We start from the raw sequence: 15564 nt of genomic DNA on the forward strand, positions 1-15564 counted from the left end.
GCCGGTGTGAGCGACATCGTCCTCGGCTCCCGCACCGGTCGGTTCGTCATCGCGGCCGCCGTGCTCGGCTCGGGCATGGCCCTGCTCGACGGGACCGTCGTCAACGTCGCCCTCGTGCGGATCGGCGAGGAGCTCGGCGCGAGCCTCGCCGAGCTGCAGTGGATCACCAACGGCTACCTGCTCGCGCTCGCCTCGCTCATCCTGCTGGGCGGCTCGCTCGGTGACCGCTTCGGGCGGCGCCGCGTCTTCGTCGTCGGGGTCGTGTGGTTCACGGTCGCCTCCGCCGCGTGCGGCCTCGCCCAGTCGCCCGTCCAGCTCATCGTCGGGCGGGTGCTGCAGGGCGTCGGTGGCGCCCTGCTGACGCCCGGCAGCCTGTCGATGATCCAGGCCTCGTTCCGTCCCGACGACCGCGGCAAGGCCATCGGCACGTGGTCGGGACTCGGCGGCATCGCCTCCGCCCTCGGGCCGTTCGTCGGTGGATGGCTGGTGCAGTACGCCAGCTGGCGCTGGGCCTTCCTCGTCAACCTGCCGCTCGGCGCCGCGACGGTGTGGATCGCCCAGCTGCACGTCCCCGAGACGCGCGACGAGAAGGCCGACCACCGGTTCGACGTGGCCGGCGCCGTGCTGGCGACGCTCGCCCTGGGCACGACGACCTTCGCCCTGATCCAGCACGAGCCACTGGGTGCGGTGGCCGCCACCGGCGTCGGCCTGCTCGGCCTCGCCATCGGCGCGGCCTTCGTCGTCGTCGAGCGTCGCACCTCGCACCCGATGGTGCCGCCGGCCCTCTTCGCGTCCCGGCAGTTCAGCGCGGCCAACGCGATGACGCTGCTCGTGTATGCCGCCCTCGGCGCGGTCTTCTTCTTCCTCACCCTCCAGCTCCAGACGGTCCTCGGCTACGGTCCGCTGCTCGCCGGCATGGCCTCGCTCCCGGTGACCGTCCTCATGCTGCTCCTCGCCGCCCGGGGCGGAGAGCTCGCGTCACGCATCGGACCGCGCCTGCCGATGACGGTCGGGCCGGTCGTCTGCGGCGTCGGCGCCCTGCTCCTGTCGGGCGTCGACGAGGGCTCGACCTACTGGACCGGCGTACTGCCCGGCATCTCCGTCTTCGGCCTCGGGCTCACGCTGCTCGTCGCACCCCTGACGGCCACCGTCCTCGCCGCCGCACCGGACCGCTACGCCGGGGTCGCCAGCGGGGTCAACAACGCCGTCGCCCGGGCGGGCAGCCTCCTCGCCGTCGCCGCACTACCGGCTGTCGTGGGCCTCAGCGGCTCGGACTACGCCGTCCCCGAGGCCTTCTCGTCGGCCTACCGGACGGCGATGCTCATCTGTGCCGGACTGCTCGCTGCCGGCGGCGTCGTGTCGTGGCTGCTCATCCGCAACCCCTCCCGCGAGCCGTCGGCCGCCGCCGCGACCGGTGCCGAGCGGGAGGGCCGCGCGGTCGCAGCGGGCACCACACGGCATACGCGAACGGCACCCGCCGGGTGGTCGTGCGCGGGATCGGAGGGATGCCCGGGCACGAGCCACCACGCCGGCGACCTGCCCGCGGGCGAGGTTCCGGCCGGGCGCTGAGCGCGTCCCCGCCGAGAGTCGGGGCGAGTCAGCGTGTCCGGCCGGCCCCGTCGTCACGGTGTGGGGTCGGGCCAGCTCCCTCCGCGAATGTCGCTGTTGCCGAACGTGTTCGGGCACGCGACGAGCACGTTGGGCGGGCTGGTCGGCGTCGCCGTGTAGAGCGAGGCGCGGTACGCGTCGATCGCCGGGCAGTCGGCCGCGTGCGAGGCGTCGTTCCACACTCCGACGACGGCGTCACGCGTCGCGCTGGCATACACGTAGTCGCCGAGGAACTCGGCGGTCAGGCCGTTCTGGCTCGTCCCGCGCGGGTCGCCGACGGCGCTGCGGTCGAGCGACGACCACCCGCTCGGCACGCCGGCCACGACGTTCGCGTGCCACACCTGACCGACGAGGCCGCGAGGCGACGACGTGTCGTGCCGGAAGGGCGTCGTGAAGGCGTTGTCGACGACGTAGAGGTCGGTGCCGTCAGGAGACAGCGCCGGTGCGGTGTAGAACGGGCGGTCCCCGGTGGGGAGCGCGAGCGCCGCCGGCGCGGTCCAGCTGGCACCGGCCGTGGTGGAGCTCGTCCACAGCAGCCGCTCGTGGTCCAGCCCCGACGCACCGTCGGCCCAGGTCATGACGATCTGGTTCGTGGCGCCGGCCCCGCTCGGGGCCCCGTTGGCGATGTCGACGTTCGGCCCGGAGGCCAGGTCGACGCGGGCTCCCGCGATGCCGTCCATCGTCGGCCGGCCGAGCACGGGGTCGAAGACCCCGGGCGACGTGACCGGAGCGACCATCGTCGGACCCGTCCAGTGGGCGCCGCCGTCGGTCGAGCGGTACATGAGCTGGAGATCGGCGCCCGCACGCCTGCCGATGCCGAAGACGTAGACGTTGCCGTGGCTGTCGGTGCGGACCGTGCAGCCATCAGGTTGCCCGTTGATCCCGTTGTCGGTGGCGGGACCGACCTGCTTCGTCGTCCACGTGGCTCCGCCGTTCGTCGACCGCGCGACGATGAGCGGCGTCGGGAAGGCGTTGCCGTGGCTGTTGCTCCGGAACGAGGCCCAGCAGACGTAGACGTTGCCGAAGAACCGGCTCGACTGCGCGTTGTCGGCCCACACCTGCTCCTTGTCGGAGAAGGTTGTCGACGACTGCTTCGAGATGATCACCGGGTCCTTCCACGCGCTGGCGTGGCCCGCAGCAGCGGCACGCACGTCGTCGGTCCTGGACACGGCGATCGCCTCGAAGCCCTTGAAGGTCGCGGACTCCTTGTCCGCCGACACGTTCGAGGTGAGGTTGGCGTAGTAGAGACGTGAGCCGTTGTCCCACGAGAACGACCCGTCGGAGCCCGGTCGCGGTCCGAAGGCGACGGCCGGGTCACCGTCGGACACGAGGCCCTTGGCGGCGTATCCCGGGAGGGTGCCGATCGGACCGGTGTGGGCGGTGCAGGCCACGGGGCCGAGGCAGTCGCGAGCCGTGAGGCCGGTGTACGTCGGCTGGGTCCAGCTCGAGCCTCCCGTGAACGAGAAGTACACGCCGGACACCCCGACGCCGGGGGTGAAGGGACACGTGGTCGGGTCGCCGGCCGCGCACGACTCCTCGTCGATCTCGTCGTTGGACCCGGCGACGACGACGCCCGGTTCATGCGCGTCGATCGCGACGGCGGGCTCGTTCTGCTTGTTCTGCGAGAAGGGCCCGGGCGGACTGGCGACGCTGACGATGCCGTCGGTCGCCGGCGAGGCCACCGCTACCGCCGCTCCGGCGAGGGCGGTCGCGACGGACACGATGCACGCAGTGAGAACTCGACGGTGAGCCATGACCTCTCCTCAGGTGATACGGCAAAGGATCGCGTCGGCGCCCGCACCCACCAGAGTGCGCCCGCGCCACGGCGTACGACAAGGCCCGCAGCCGAAATGGCCACAGGCGTCCACGGCGCGACACCTCACCGCCCCGTGGATGATGGGGGCATGAGCGACGTCGCAGCGCAGGGCTTCCGGACCGAGCACGACTCGATGGGCGAGGTGCAGGTGCCCGCCGACGCCTTGTGGGGCGCGCAGACGGCGCGGGCGGTCGAGAACTTCCCGATCAGCGGCCAGCCGGTGCCGTCCGGCGTCGTGCACGCGCTCGCGCGCCTCAAGGCCGCCGCCGCCGACGTCAACGCCGAGCTCGGGGTGCTCGACGCCGGCCGCGCCCGAGCGATCGCGCAGGCGGCCGGGGAGGTCGCCGACGGCGACCACGACGACGAGTTCCCGATCGACGTCTTCCAGACCGGCTCCGGCACGTCGACCAACATGAACGTCAACGAGGTCGTGGCGCGGCTCGCGCACCTCGCGAGCGACCTCGACGTGCACCCCAACGACCACGTCAACGCCGGGCAGTCGAGCAACGACACGTTCCCCAGCGCCCTGCGCATCGCAGCCACGTCGGCGGCCGTGCTCGACCTCGTGCCGGCGCTCGAGCACCTCGCGCTCGCCCTGGCCCGCAAGGAGGCGGAGTTCGTCGACGTCGTCAAGGCCGGACGCACCCACCTCATGGATGCCGTGCCCGTGACCCTCGGGCAGGAGTTCGGCGGCTACCGGCGCCAGGTCGAGCTCGGGGCGAGCCGGGTGCGCGCCGCCGCCGAGGCGACGAGCGAGCTGCCCCTGGGCGGCACGGCCGCGGGGACCGGGCTCAACGCGGCACCGGGCTTCGCCCGCAGGGTGATCGAGCGCGTGTCAGGAGTCACCGGCATCCCGTTCCGGGAGGCGGCCAACCACTTCGAGGCGCAGTCGGCGCAGGACGCCGTCGTCGAGCTGTCGGGGGCGCTCAAGGTCGTCGCCGTGAGCCTGACGAAGATCTGCAACGACCTGCGCTGGATGAGCTCCGGGCCGCGCACCGGGCTCGGCGAGATCCACCTGCCCGACCTGCAGCCCGGATCGAGCATCATGCCCGGCAAGGTCAACCCGGTCGTGCCCGAGGCGACGCTCATGGCCTGCGCGCAGGTCATCGGCAACGACGTCACCATCACGACCGCGGGCGCCGCAGGCAACTTCGAGCTCAACGTCATGCTGCCCGTCCTAGCGAAGAACATCCTCGAGTCGATCGGCCTGCTCGCCTCGACGAGCAGACTGCTCGCCGATCGGTGCGTCGACGGCATCACCGCCGAGGTCGAGCACGCCCGGGCCCTCGCCGAGGGGTCGCCGTCGATCGTGACGCCGCTCAACCGCTACCTCGGCTACGAGGCCGCTGCCGCGGTGGTCAAGCAGGCCGTCCGGGAGCGCCGGACGATTCGCGACGTCGTCGTCGCGCAGGGTCACGTCGCCGAGGGGAGGCTCACGGAGCAGCAGCTCGACGAGGCCCTCGACGTGCTCTCGATGACGCGGCCGGACGCCGGCGCCTGACCGGCCGCCCACGCCGAGGACGTATGCCGCCGGGCCGGGTCGCGCCCGGCCCCGCGGTCACCCGAGGAACTGGCTGACCGTGAATTCGGCGCCCTGCGGGTCGCGGACGACAGCCGTGCGCGTCCAGTCGCTGTCGCCGGTGCGGACCAGGGACCCGCCGAGCCGCACGACCCGGTCGGCCGCCGCGTCGCGCTCGGCGACGGTGAACGTCACGTGCCACCCCGGCTCGGCGCGGGGCGCGACGGGCACGACCCAGCCGATGGCGTCGGCGAAGCCCGGTGGCACCTTGGCCCCGGACTGTCGCTCGTGGATGTCGGGGTCGACCGTCGACGCGAGGTGGTCGCCGTAGCCGGGCACTCGGATCATCGTGGCGAAGCCGACGTCGGCGAACACCCAGCCGAAGGCCCGGGCGTAGAACTGCTGCGCGGCTGCTGGCTCGTCGGTGTGCAGGTCGCTGAAGTTCCACGCCCCGGGGACGTTGGTCACCTGCGAGCCCAGACGCCGCTTGGCCTCCCAGAGGCGCACCTCGAGCCCCTGCGGGTCACGCACGACCACCGACCGACCACCTTCACCGGCAGCCGTCGGCGGCTGGACCACCGCTCCCCCGGCCTGCTCGACACGTCGGGCCGTCGCGTCGGCGTCGTCCACGGCGACGTAGGTGTGCCACCGCGCAGCACTCTCGCGACCCGCGTCACCGCTCTGGCCGGCAGGCGTCGCCGGGCCACCGAGCCCACCGACGTCGCGGCCGTCGAGCTGGGCGATGAGGTAGCGGAACGGCACCCCGGGCGGGGTCGCCTCGCTGAAGGTCCAGCCGAAGACGCCGCTGTAGAAGTCCGCGGCGGCATCGACGTCGTCCTGCTCGGTGTCGACCCACGAGGTCACGCCCTCGGGGTAGGTCCTCGGCTCGGTTGCCTGCTGGTTCATCCCATCCTCCTCGATGTCGGTCGGTCCCCATCCACCGTAGGCAGGGCCGCCGACAGCCGCCGCGGGTCGGCGCGACCGAAGCCCCAGGTCGGCGGCGGCCCGGTCTACGGTCGGTGGATGACCCTCGACGACGTCGACGCCTACCTCGCCACCCTGGAGGGCTGCCGTGCCCGCCGCACCGGCGGCCGCCGCGCGTGGTACGTCGACGGGTTGCTCGTGGCCCGCGCCGACGAGGCCGGCACCGTGCTCGTCCGGCTCGGGGGCCGCGACCGCGAGGAGCTCGTGACGGCCCACCCCGACACGTTCGGCGTGCCGCCCCGGTGGGAGGCGCACACCAAGCTGCAGGCCGACCTCGCCGGCGACGCCGACGCGGTCCGGCGCGCCCTGCGCCTCGCCTGGGAGCGGCAACGCACGGCGCGCACCGGCGCCTGACGCGGCACACGGCATACGGGCTCAGGACCCGAGGACCCGCTCGAGGTAGGGGTTGCCGAAGCGGCGCTCCGGGTCGACGCGGTCGCGCACGGCGAGGAAGTCGTCGAACCGCGGGTAGACGCTGCGCAGGTAGTCGGCGTCGCGCGTGTGCATCTTGCCCCAGTGCGGACGCCCGCCGTGGTTGACGGCGATGGCCTCGAAGGCCTCGAAGTAGGCGCCCCGCTCCTGCCGGTGGTACTTGTGGATCGCGATGTAGCAGCTCTGGCGCTCGTAGGCCGTCGAGAGCCACACGTCATCGGCCGCAGCAACGCGGCACTCGACCGGGAAGGAGATGTGCTCGTCGTGGGTGTCGACCCACTCGCGCAGCTCGAGCAGCACCTCCGAGAGGCTCGCGCGCGGGAACGCCCACTCCGACTCCATGAAGCGCACCTCGCGCGGCGTGACGAAGACCTTGTGCGAGCTGTCGGTGAACTGCCGCTCGCTCAGGGCCCGTGACGCGATCGCGTTGATGCTCCGCGTCGAGCGGGGCATCCGGGTGGCGACCCGGTTGGTCAGCTCGAAGAAGCGGTTGCTCAGCAGGTCGTCGTCGAGCTTCTCGCGCCACCCCGGCAACGGGCGCTTCGCCGTGCCCTCGGGGACGCGGTTGTTGCGCTTGGTCTGGGCCCGGTCGGTGTGCGGGAACCAGTAGAACTCGAAGTGGTCGTTGGCCTCCGCCGACACCTCCGCGTGGGCCAGCACGTCGGTCAGCGACTCCGGGCGCTCGACGGCGTGGAGCAGGAAGGCAGGCACGACGGCGACGGTGATCTCGGTGACGATGCCCAGCGCGCCGAGCCCGAGGCGGGCGGCCTGGAAGAGCGCCGGCTCGCGCGTCGGAGAGCACTCGACCACCGAGCCGTCCGCGAGGACGATGCGCAGTGCCCGGATGCCCGCGGACAGGCCCGTGAGCCGAAGTCCGGTGCCGTGCGTGCCGGTGCCGGTGGCGCCCGCGAGACTCTGCCGGTCGATGTCGCCGAGGTTGGGCAGGGCGTAGCCGAAGGCCGCGAGCTCCTCGTTGAGGACGTGCAGGGGCGTGCCCGCGCGCACCGTGGCCTCACCGCGCGTCGAGTCGATCGAGGTGACGCCGCTGAGGGCGCCGAGGCGCAGCTGGACGCCGTCGGTCACCGCGACACCGGTGAACGAGTGGCCGGCGCCGATCGCCTTGACGCGCAGCCCTCGGTCGGCGGCCCGCAGGACCTCCTCGACCACCTCCGCCTCGCTGCGCGGGGTCGCGACCCGCGCGAGCTTCGAGGACTCGGTGCCGGCCCAGTTGGACCAGTCGATGCTGCGTACGACGCGACGTGTCACGCCGCCAACGCTGTCAGCCAAAACACTGCCCTTCCCCACGATAGGTCGCGGCCCGTCCGACGACCCGGTCGCCTCCGTCGCTGCTGACGAGCGCGAACTCCGTGAAGCGCTCGGCCAGCTCCCCCGCCTTGGCGTGCCGGAACCATATCCGATCACCCAGTGAGAGCCGGTCGGCCCCGGCTCCCTCGAGGGGCGTCTGGACCTCACCGGCGCCCTCCCGTCGGATCAGCGCGAGGTCGTGCTCGGGCAGCGGGCTCGGGACCCGGGACCACCCGGGCGGACCGGACGCGACGTAGCCGCCGCCGTATGCCGTCACCATCCCCTCGCCGGGCCGGCGCACGACCGGGGCGGCGAAGTAGGCGGCCGGCCGCAGGGAGAGGGCGTCGTAGCCGTCGAAGAGCGTGGGTGCGAAGAGCCCCGACCCGGCGGCGAGCTCGGTCAGGGCGGGGTCGAGGTGGGTGACGTGGAGGCTGCCGGTGCCGCCGCCGTTGACGACCTCGAGGTCGGCGAGCGAGCGCGCGGCAGCGACGACCTCGGCGCGGCGGGTGCGCAGCTCGGCGTCCGAGACCTTCTTCATCCGGCGCACGACCGGCGACGAGTCGGGCAGGCCCGCGATCTGGGCGTCGTAGAACATCAGCCCGGCGACGACGAGACCGCGCTCCTGGGCGCGCCGGACGACCGTCTCCACGTCCGCGGGGGTCCGGGTCGGCGAGCGGCGAACTCCCAGGTGGGCCGGGCCGACCCGAAGCGACGCGTCGACGTCGATCGCCACGCGCAGCCCCTCGTGACCGGGCACCTCGCGGGCGATGAAGTCGACGTGCTCGACGCTGTCGATCATGACGATGACGGCCCGGGTCAGCGCCGGGTCGGCGGCGAGCTCGGCCAGGGCCGGGACGTCGACGCTCGGGTAGGCGACGAGGACGTCGTCGTGGCCGGCACGCGCCCACCACAGCCCCTCGCGCACGGCGTAGCACATGAGGCCCTGGAAGCCGTCGCGCCCGAGCGCCCGCTCGATGAGGGGCCGGCTGCGCAGCGACTTGGTCGCGATCCGGATCGGGAGCCCGGCGGCCAGGTCGACGAGCGTGGCGGCGTTCGCGTCGAAGGCGTCGAGGTCGACGACGGCGAGCGGACCGGGGAGGTCGGCGGTCGCCGCCGAGAGGCGCGCCGCGACCGGCGGCGACAGGCGACGATGCATGCCCTGCACCCTACCCAGCGTCACCCCACCCCCACCTGGGAGTCGCCCACACTCTTTCTCCCTCCCCCTCGAGTGAGCGCCCGGTCCCACTCGGCTGAGCGCCCCGTCCCAATCGAGTGGCGGAGCGCTCGGTCGACTGTGGCGGGCGCTCACTCCCCGGGGTGTGAGGCGAGTGGGTCAGCCGACGCGGTCGACGACGGAGAGGGCGAGGGCCTGCAGGGCCGCCTTCGCGTCGCTGTCGGGCAGCGGGTCGAGCAGGGCCTGCGCCTCGCGGGCGACGGCATACGTCTCGTCGCGCGCCAGCGCGAGGGCCGGATGGGCCCGCAGGAGCCCCAGCGCCTCGGCCAGGGCGGCGTCGTCGGTCGACAGGTCGGCGTCGAGCAGCTCGAGCAGACGCACGTCCGAGGCGTCGTCGCGGTCGGCCATGGCCCGGAAGCGCAGCACGGCGAGCGTGTCGACACCCTCGCGCAGGTCGGTGCCGGGGATCTTGCCGCTGTCGTCGGCGTCGGACGCGATGTCGATGAGGTCGTCGGCGAGCTGGAAGGCCACGCCGACCTTCTCGCCGTAGGAGCGCATGGTCTCGACCGCCGCGGGCGACCCACCGCTGAACATGACGCCGTAGCGCCCGGCCGTCGCGATGAGCACGCCGGTCTTGTCGGCGAGGACACCGAGGTAGTAGTCGACGGGATCGACACCCTCGGGGCACGCCCGGTCGTCGCGGATCTGACCGGAGCACAGCCGCACGAACGTCTGCGCCTGGATGAGCACGGCCTCGGCGCCGAGACCGGCGACGAGCTCGGACGCCTTGCCGAAGAGCAGGTCGCCGACGAGGATCGCCGTCGAGTTGTCGTAGGCGGCGTTGACCGACGCGACCCCGCGGCGCACGCTCGCCTCGTCCATGACGTCGTCGTGGTAGAGCGAGGCGAGGTGGGTCAGCTCGACGCCGGCGGCGGCACTGACGACGTCGTCGTTGATGCCCTCACCGAGCTCGGCCGCGAGGAGGGTCAGCAGCGGCCGGAACCGCTTGCCGCCCGCCTCGACGAGGTGCCCCGAGGCCCGGGCGATGAACGGGTCGTCGTGGTCGACGACCTGCGTCAGCAGCGCGTCGACCCGGGCCAGCCCGTCACGCAGGCGTGCCGACAGGTCCGCGGTGGCCCCGGGGATCCCGAGGACCGGCGGGGTGGCGTGTGTCGTCATCGAGCCCCGTGACCGTGCAGCCGTGCGCGAGCCGTCATCGGACGAACTGGGAGGCCCGGTCGGCCAGGTCGAGCAGCGCCGACGGCAGGACGCCGAGGGCGAGCGTGGCCAGGGTGCCGATGGCGATCGAGAACGTCGTCGACACCGACGGGATGACGACCTCGACGGCGTCGTCGGGGGCGTCGCTGAAGAACATCAGGACGATGACCCGGGCGTAGACGAAGACCGTGATCGCGCTGCACAGGACACCGACGACGGCCAGGACCGTGCCGGTCGCGCCACCCGTGCCGATCGCCGCCGAGAAGACGCCGAACTTCGCGACGAAGCCCGAGGTCAGCGGGATGCCGGCGAAGGCGAGCATGAGGAAGGCGAACGCGCCGGCCACCACCGGGAAGCGCTTGCCGAGCCCGGCCCACTGCGACAGGTGCGTGGCCTCGGCGCCGTTCTGTCGCACGAGCGAGACGATGGCGAAGGCCGCGATCGTCGAGAAGCCGTAGGCGACGAGGTAGAAGAGCACCGCGCCGACGCCCTTGCGGTCGAAGGCGAGCACACCGACGAGGATGAAGCCCGCGTGCGCGATCGAGGAGTAGGCGAGCAGGCGCTTCATGTCGGTCTGCGTGACCGCGAGCACCGACCCGACGACCATCGTCAGCAGGGCGACGAGGACGAGCGCGTTGGTCCACTCCCAGCGACCGGTGTCGAGGCCGACGTAGGCCAGGCGCAGGATCGCGCCGAAGGCAGCGGCCTTCGTGCAGGCGGCCATGAAGCCGGTGACCGGCGTCGGGGCGCCCTGGTAGACGTCGGGCGTCCACGCGTGGAACGGCACCGCACCGACCTTGAAGAGCAGGCCGACGAAGACGAGGAACGCGCCCGGCACGAGCAGGCCGTTCATGGCGAGCGGCCCGGAGGCGATGGCCTTGCTCAGGTCACCGAAGTAGACCGAGCCGGCGTAGCCGTAGAGCAGGGCCGTGCCGAAGAGGAAGAAGGCCGAGCTGAAGGCGCCGAGCAGGAAGTACTTCAGCGACGCCTCCTGCGAGAGCAGGCGACGGCGGCGGGCCAGCCCCGAGAGGATGTAGAGCGGCAGTGAGAGCACCTCGAGCGCGACGAACATGCCGATGAGGTCGTTCGTCGTGGGGAAGAGCATCATGCCGAAGATCGCGAACATCGTCAGCGGGAAGACCTCGGACGTCAGCGCACCCGCACGGGCGGCCGCCGTCTCGGTGGCCGAGCCCGGCGTCGACGCCCCGCTCGGGGTGAACGCGTCGGGGCCCACTCCGCCGAAGCGCTCCGCCATCGTCAGGACACCGAGGACACCCATGAGCAGGATCGCAGCCTGCATGAACAGGGCCGGGCCGTCGACGGCGAGGGCGAAGAGCTGCCGGTTGGTCGAGCCGTCCGTCAGACCCATGGTCAGGCCCTGGTGCTTGGCCGCGACGATGATCGACGCGGCGGCCGCGAGCAGGCCCACGACCGAGAGCGTCACCTGGATCGCGTGGCGACGCTCGCGCGCGGCGAACGCCTCGACGAGGACGCCGATCAGGGCCGTGCCGAAGACGATGAGCAACGGCAGGATCGCGAGGTAGTCGACGGTCGACTGCTGGAACGCTGCGGGAAGCGTGGGCAGCGCCAGCGGAGCGACGGCGGTCACTTCGAGCTCCCTTCGGCCACGGTGCCGGCCGGGTTGAGGGTCGGAACGGCTTGCTGGACGTGCGCCAGGGTCTTGTCGACGGCCGGGTTGATCACGTTGAGCGCGATGTTCGGCAGGACGCCGAGCACGACGAACGCAGCGATCAGCGGTGCGGCGACGAGCTTCTCGCGCGTCGTCAGGTCACGCACGGCGGTGAGCCCGCGACGGCCGGGCTCGTCGAGCCGGTCGTGCTCGCGCTCGCCGACGAGGCCCTCGGGCTTCGGGCCGGTCATGACCCTCTTGTACATGAGCAGGATATAGAGCGCGGCGAGGATGATGCCGGTCGTCGCGATGACGGTGGCCACCGGCTGAGTCGGGAAGCTGCCCACGAGCACGGTGAACTCGGAGACGAAGGTCGCCAGACCCGGGAGGCCGAGGCCGGAGAGGCCCGCGACGAGGAAGATTCCGGCCAGGGCAGGCGTGATCCGCTGCCAGCCGCCGTAGTCGGGGATCCGCTTGCTGCCGCGACGGCGTACGAGCATGGCCGCGAAGAGGAAGAGCGCCGCCGTCGAGAAGCCGTGGTTGACCATGTAGAGCGTGGAGCCCGCGTGGCCGACGTTGGTGAAGGCGAAGATGCCCAGCACGATGAAGCCGAAGTGGCTCACCGACGTGTAGGACACGAGGCGCATCATGTCGGTCTGGCCGATCGCGAGCAGCGCACCGTAGATGACGGAGAGCACCGCGAGGGCCACGACGACGGGCGTCGCCCACGTGCTCGCCTCCGGGAAGAGCTGGAGGCAGAAGCGGATCATCCCGAACGTGCCGACCTTGTCGAGCACGCCGACGAGCAGCGTCGCCGTCGCGGGCGAGGACTCGGTGGCGGCGTCGGGCAGCCAGGTGTGGAACGGCACCATCGGCGCCTTCACCGCGAAGGCGAAGAAGAAGCCGACGAAGAGCAGCCGCTCGGTGGTGGGGTCGAGCGAGAGACCGGTGAGGCGCTCGATGAGGAAGCCGTCGGTGCCGCCCGGGCCCTGCAGGTAGAGGGCGATGACGGCGACGAGCATGACGAGCCCACCGGCCAGCGAGAAGAGCAGGAACTTCATCGCGGCGTACTGCCTGCGCGGGCCGCCGAAGCGACCGATGAGGAAGTAGACCGGGATGAGCATGGCCTCGAAGAAGACGTAGAAGAGGAACACGTCGGTGGCGGCGAACACCCCGACCATGAACGTCTCGAGCACGAGGATGAGCGCGAAGTACGTCTTGACGCGCTGGCCGCCGCGGGCGCCGGCCTCCTCGGGCACGTCGTGCCAGGCCGCTAGCAGGCAGATCGGGGTCAGCACGAGCGCCATGAGGATGAGCACGAGCGCGATGCCGTCGACGCCGAGCGCGTAGCTGACACCGAACTGCGGGATCCACGAGTGCTGCTCACCGAGCTGGAACTGCGCGCTCGAGGCACGGTCGAACTGCGTCGCGGCAATGATGCCGACGACGAGCGTGACGAGGGAGAACCCGATCGCCATCCGCTTGGCGTTCTCGGCGCTGCCCGGCACGAAGGCGACGACGAGCGCGCCCACGAGGGGGATGAGGCCGAGGATCGTCAGCCAGGGGACGGTGGACATTGCGGTCATCAGGACATCACCCAAAGAGCACCGAGGATGGCGACGACACCAGCGAGCATCGTCAGGGCATAGGAGCGCGCGAAGCCGTTCTGCAGCTTGCGCAGTCGGGAGCTCGTCCCGCCGACGAGGGCGGCGAGGCCACCGGCCGCACCGTCCACGCCCTTGCTGTCGGCGAAGACGAGCGAGCGCGTGAGGTGGATGCCGGGTCGCATGAGGAGGGCCTCGTTGACCTGGTCCTGGTAGAGGTCCTTGCGCGCGGCCTGCGTGAGCAGGGAACCGGCAGGCGCCGTGACCGGCACGTCGTCTCGCCAGTAGCGCAGCCACGCGAGGGCGGCGCCAGCGGCGACGAGGACGAGGGTCAGGGCCATGAGGACCGGCACGGGGATGACCGGGTGGGCACCCTCGGGCTCGGCGCCGGTGACCGGCTCGAGCCACGTGGTGAACATGCCCGTCGGGCCGAGGATGAGACCGAGGAAGGCCGAGCCCACCGCGAGGACGATCATCGGGACGGTCATGAGCCTGCCCGACTCGTGCGGGTGCACGTCGTCGGTCCAGCGCTTCTTGCCGTGGAAGGTCATGAAGAACAGACGCGACATGTAGAAGGCCGTGATGCCGGCGCCGATGAGGGCGGCCATGCCGAAGACCCATGGGCGCCAGCCCTCGCCGATGAAGGCGGCCTCGATGATCTTGTCCTTGGACCAGAAGCCCGAGAACGGCGGCACCCCGAGGATGGCGAGCCAGCCGACGGCGAACGTCGCCCACGTGATCTTCATGGCACCGGACAGGCCGCCGAAGCGGCGCATGTCGACCTGGTCGTTCATGCCGTGCATGACCGAGCCGGCCCCGAGGAACATGCCGGCCTTGAAGAAGCCGTGCATGAGCAGGTGGAAGATCGCGAAGGCGTAGCCGACCGGGCCGAGGCCCGCGGCGAGCATCATGTAGCCGATCTGGCTCATCGTCGAGGCCGCGAGGGCCTTCTTGATGTCGTCCTTCGCGCACCCGACGATCGCGCCGAAGAGCAGCGTGATGGCGCCGACGATGACGACGACGAGCTGCGCCGTGGGCGCCGCCTCGAAGATCGGCGCCGAGCGCACGACGAGGTAGACGCCGGCCGTGACCATGGTCGCGGCGTGGATCAGCGCCGACACCGGGGTCGGGCCGGCCATGGCGTCACCGAGCCAGCTCTGGAGCGGGAACTGCGCCGACTTGCCGCAGGCACCGAGCAGCAGCATCAGGCCGATGGCCGTCATGAAGCCCTCGTTGGCGTTGCTGCCGGCCTCACCGAGCACCGTCGCGAAGTCGACGGCGCCGAAGTGGAAGAACATCACCATGATCGCGATGGACAGACCGAAGTCACCGACGCGGTTGGCGACGAACGCCTTGTTGGCCGCGGTCGCGTAGGCCGGGTTGTAGTTCCAGAAGCCGATGAGCAGGTAGCTCGCGAGGCCCACGCCCTCCCAGCCGACGTAGAGCAGCAGGTAGGAGTTGGCGAGGACGAGCAGGAGCATCGCCGCGACGAAGAGGTTGAGGTAGGCGAAGAAGCGCCGCCGGTCGGGGTCGTGCTCCATGTACCCGATGGAGTACACGTGGATGAGCGAGCCGACGAAGGTGATGAGCAGCACGAAGACCATGGACAGCTGGTCGACGAGCAGCCCCGCACTCACCTTGAACGACCCGGCAGCGATCCAGTCGAACAGGTCGATGCCGACCGCGCGGTCCTCGGCGCCACGGCCGAGCATCGCGAGGAAGACGAGTGCGCCGACGACGAAGGCACCCCACGAGAGGGCGGTCGCGAGCACGGGCCCGAACTTGTCGGTGCGGCGGCCGCCGAGGAGGAGCACGGCGGCACCGAGCAGCGGCAGCGCGACGAGCAGCCACGCGTATGCCGTCACCCCGGTGGCGGCGTGCGCCTCACCTTCGTGCGTGGCGAGGCCCGCGGCATACGTGCTCAGCGTGCTCGACGAGCTCGTGAGCGTCTGGACGAGAGTTCCCATTCTGGCCGGCGCTCCTTACAGCTTCAGCAGGTTGGCGTCGTCGACCGAGGCCGAGCGGCGGGCGCGGAAGATCGCCATGATGATGGCGAGTCCCACGACGACCTCCGCGGCTGCGACGACCATGACGAACAGGGCCATGACCTGCCCGTCGAGGGCGCCGTGCATCCGGGAGAAGGTGACGAGGGAGAGGTTCGTCGCGTTGAGCATGAGCTCGACGCCCATGAAGACGATGATCGCGTTGCGGCGCACCAGCACGGCTGCCGCGCCGATGGCGAAGAGCAGTACCGAGAGGTAGACGTAGTGCATC

General features: G+C 71.6%; 12 protein-coding genes. 3 read left to right on the forward strand and 9 right to left on the reverse strand.

All coding sequences use genetic code 11. The annotated features are described in order from the left end of the window. Positions 1 to 6: 6 nt before the first annotated feature. Positions 7 to 1569, forward strand: coding sequence for an MFS transporter (locus ASD90_RS18735; RefSeq protein ID WP_056759832.1), 1563 nt, complete (start codon positions 7 to 9; stop codon positions 1567 to 1569). A 53-nt stretch (positions 1570 to 1622) separates the two neighbouring features. Here the strand turns inward: ASD90_RS18735 and ASD90_RS18740 are convergent, their stop codons facing one another. Then, the gene (locus tag ASD90_RS18740) at positions 1623 to 3362 is read right to left on the reverse strand and encodes a sialidase family protein (RefSeq protein ID WP_157623232.1); all 1740 of its coding nucleotides are present in this window, start codon (positions 3360 to 3362) and stop codon (positions 1623 to 1625) included. 150 nt (positions 3363 to 3512) lie between these two features. Here ASD90_RS18740 and ASD90_RS18745 point away from each other — a divergent pair, with 150 nt between their 5' ends. Continuing rightward, entirely contained in the window at positions 3513 to 4925 is a 1413-nt protein-coding gene (locus ASD90_RS18745; protein WP_056759834.1) for an aspartate ammonia-lyase, read from the forward strand. Positions 4926 to 4982: 57 nt separating this feature from the next. Here ASD90_RS18745 and ASD90_RS18750 read toward each other — a convergent pair whose 3' ends face one another. Continuing rightward, positions 4983 to 5849 (reverse strand): VOC family protein, encoded by an 867-nt coding sequence (locus tag ASD90_RS18750; RefSeq protein ID WP_056759842.1) that lies wholly within the window; start codon positions 5847 to 5849, stop codon positions 4983 to 4985. Between the two features lie 117 nt (positions 5850 to 5966). On the opposite strand from ASD90_RS18750, the gene ASD90_RS18755 reads away from it, so the two are divergent. Further along, entirely contained in the window at positions 5967 to 6281 is a 315-nt protein-coding gene (locus tag ASD90_RS18755) for a hypothetical protein (protein ID WP_056759843.1), read from the forward strand. 21 nt (positions 6282 to 6302) lie between these two features. Here the strand turns inward: ASD90_RS18755 and ASD90_RS18760 are convergent, their stop codons facing one another. The 7 genes from ASD90_RS18760 to nuoK all read right to left on the reverse strand — a co-directional run bounded on the left by ASD90_RS18760 (position 6303) and on the right by nuoK (position 15563). Further along, the gene (locus tag ASD90_RS18760) at positions 6303 to 7625 is read right to left on the reverse strand and encodes a D-arabinono-1,4-lactone oxidase (protein WP_235506794.1); all 1323 of its coding nucleotides are present in this window, start codon (positions 7623 to 7625) and stop codon (positions 6303 to 6305) included. 13 nt (positions 7626 to 7638) lie between these two features. Next, positions 7639 to 8820 carry an alanine racemase gene (locus ASD90_RS18765; protein WP_056760278.1) on the reverse strand — a complete coding sequence of 394 codons (1182 nt, stop codon included), beginning with the start codon at positions 8818 to 8820 and terminating at the stop codon, positions 7639 to 7641. 177 nt (positions 8821 to 8997) lie between these two features. Further along, positions 8998 to 10017, reverse strand: coding sequence for a polyprenyl synthetase family protein (locus ASD90_RS18770; RefSeq protein ID WP_056759844.1), 1020 nt, complete (start codon positions 10015 to 10017; stop codon positions 8998 to 9000). 34 nt (positions 10018 to 10051) lie between these two features. Continuing rightward, complete coding sequence (gene nuoN / locus ASD90_RS18775) at positions 10052 to 11665, reverse strand: NADH-quinone oxidoreductase subunit NuoN (protein ID WP_056759845.1); 1614 nt, start codon at positions 11663 to 11665, stop codon at positions 10052 to 10054. Then, positions 11662 to 13263 (reverse strand): NADH-quinone oxidoreductase subunit M, encoded by a 1602-nt coding sequence (locus ASD90_RS18780; protein WP_056759847.1) that lies wholly within the window; start codon positions 13261 to 13263, stop codon positions 11662 to 11664. Before ASD90_RS18780 ends, nuoN begins: the two co-directional genes overlap by 4 nt. 8 nt (positions 13264 to 13271) lie before the next feature. Beyond that, the gene (nuoL, locus tag ASD90_RS18785; protein WP_082588861.1) at positions 13272 to 15257 is read right to left on the reverse strand and encodes an NADH-quinone oxidoreductase subunit L; all 1986 of its coding nucleotides are present in this window, start codon (positions 15255 to 15257) and stop codon (positions 13272 to 13274) included. A 15-nt stretch (positions 15258 to 15272) separates the two neighbouring features. After that, positions 15273 to 15563, reverse strand: coding sequence for an NADH-quinone oxidoreductase subunit NuoK (nuoK, locus tag ASD90_RS18790; RefSeq protein WP_369793636.1), 291 nt, complete (start codon positions 15561 to 15563; stop codon positions 15273 to 15275). Between the last annotated feature and the right edge of the window lies 1 nt (position 15564).

The sequence above is a fragment of the Terrabacter sp. Root181 genome (genome assembly GCF_001428505.1).
Classification (GTDB): domain Bacteria; phylum Actinomycetota; class Actinomycetes; order Actinomycetales; family Dermatophilaceae; genus Terrabacter.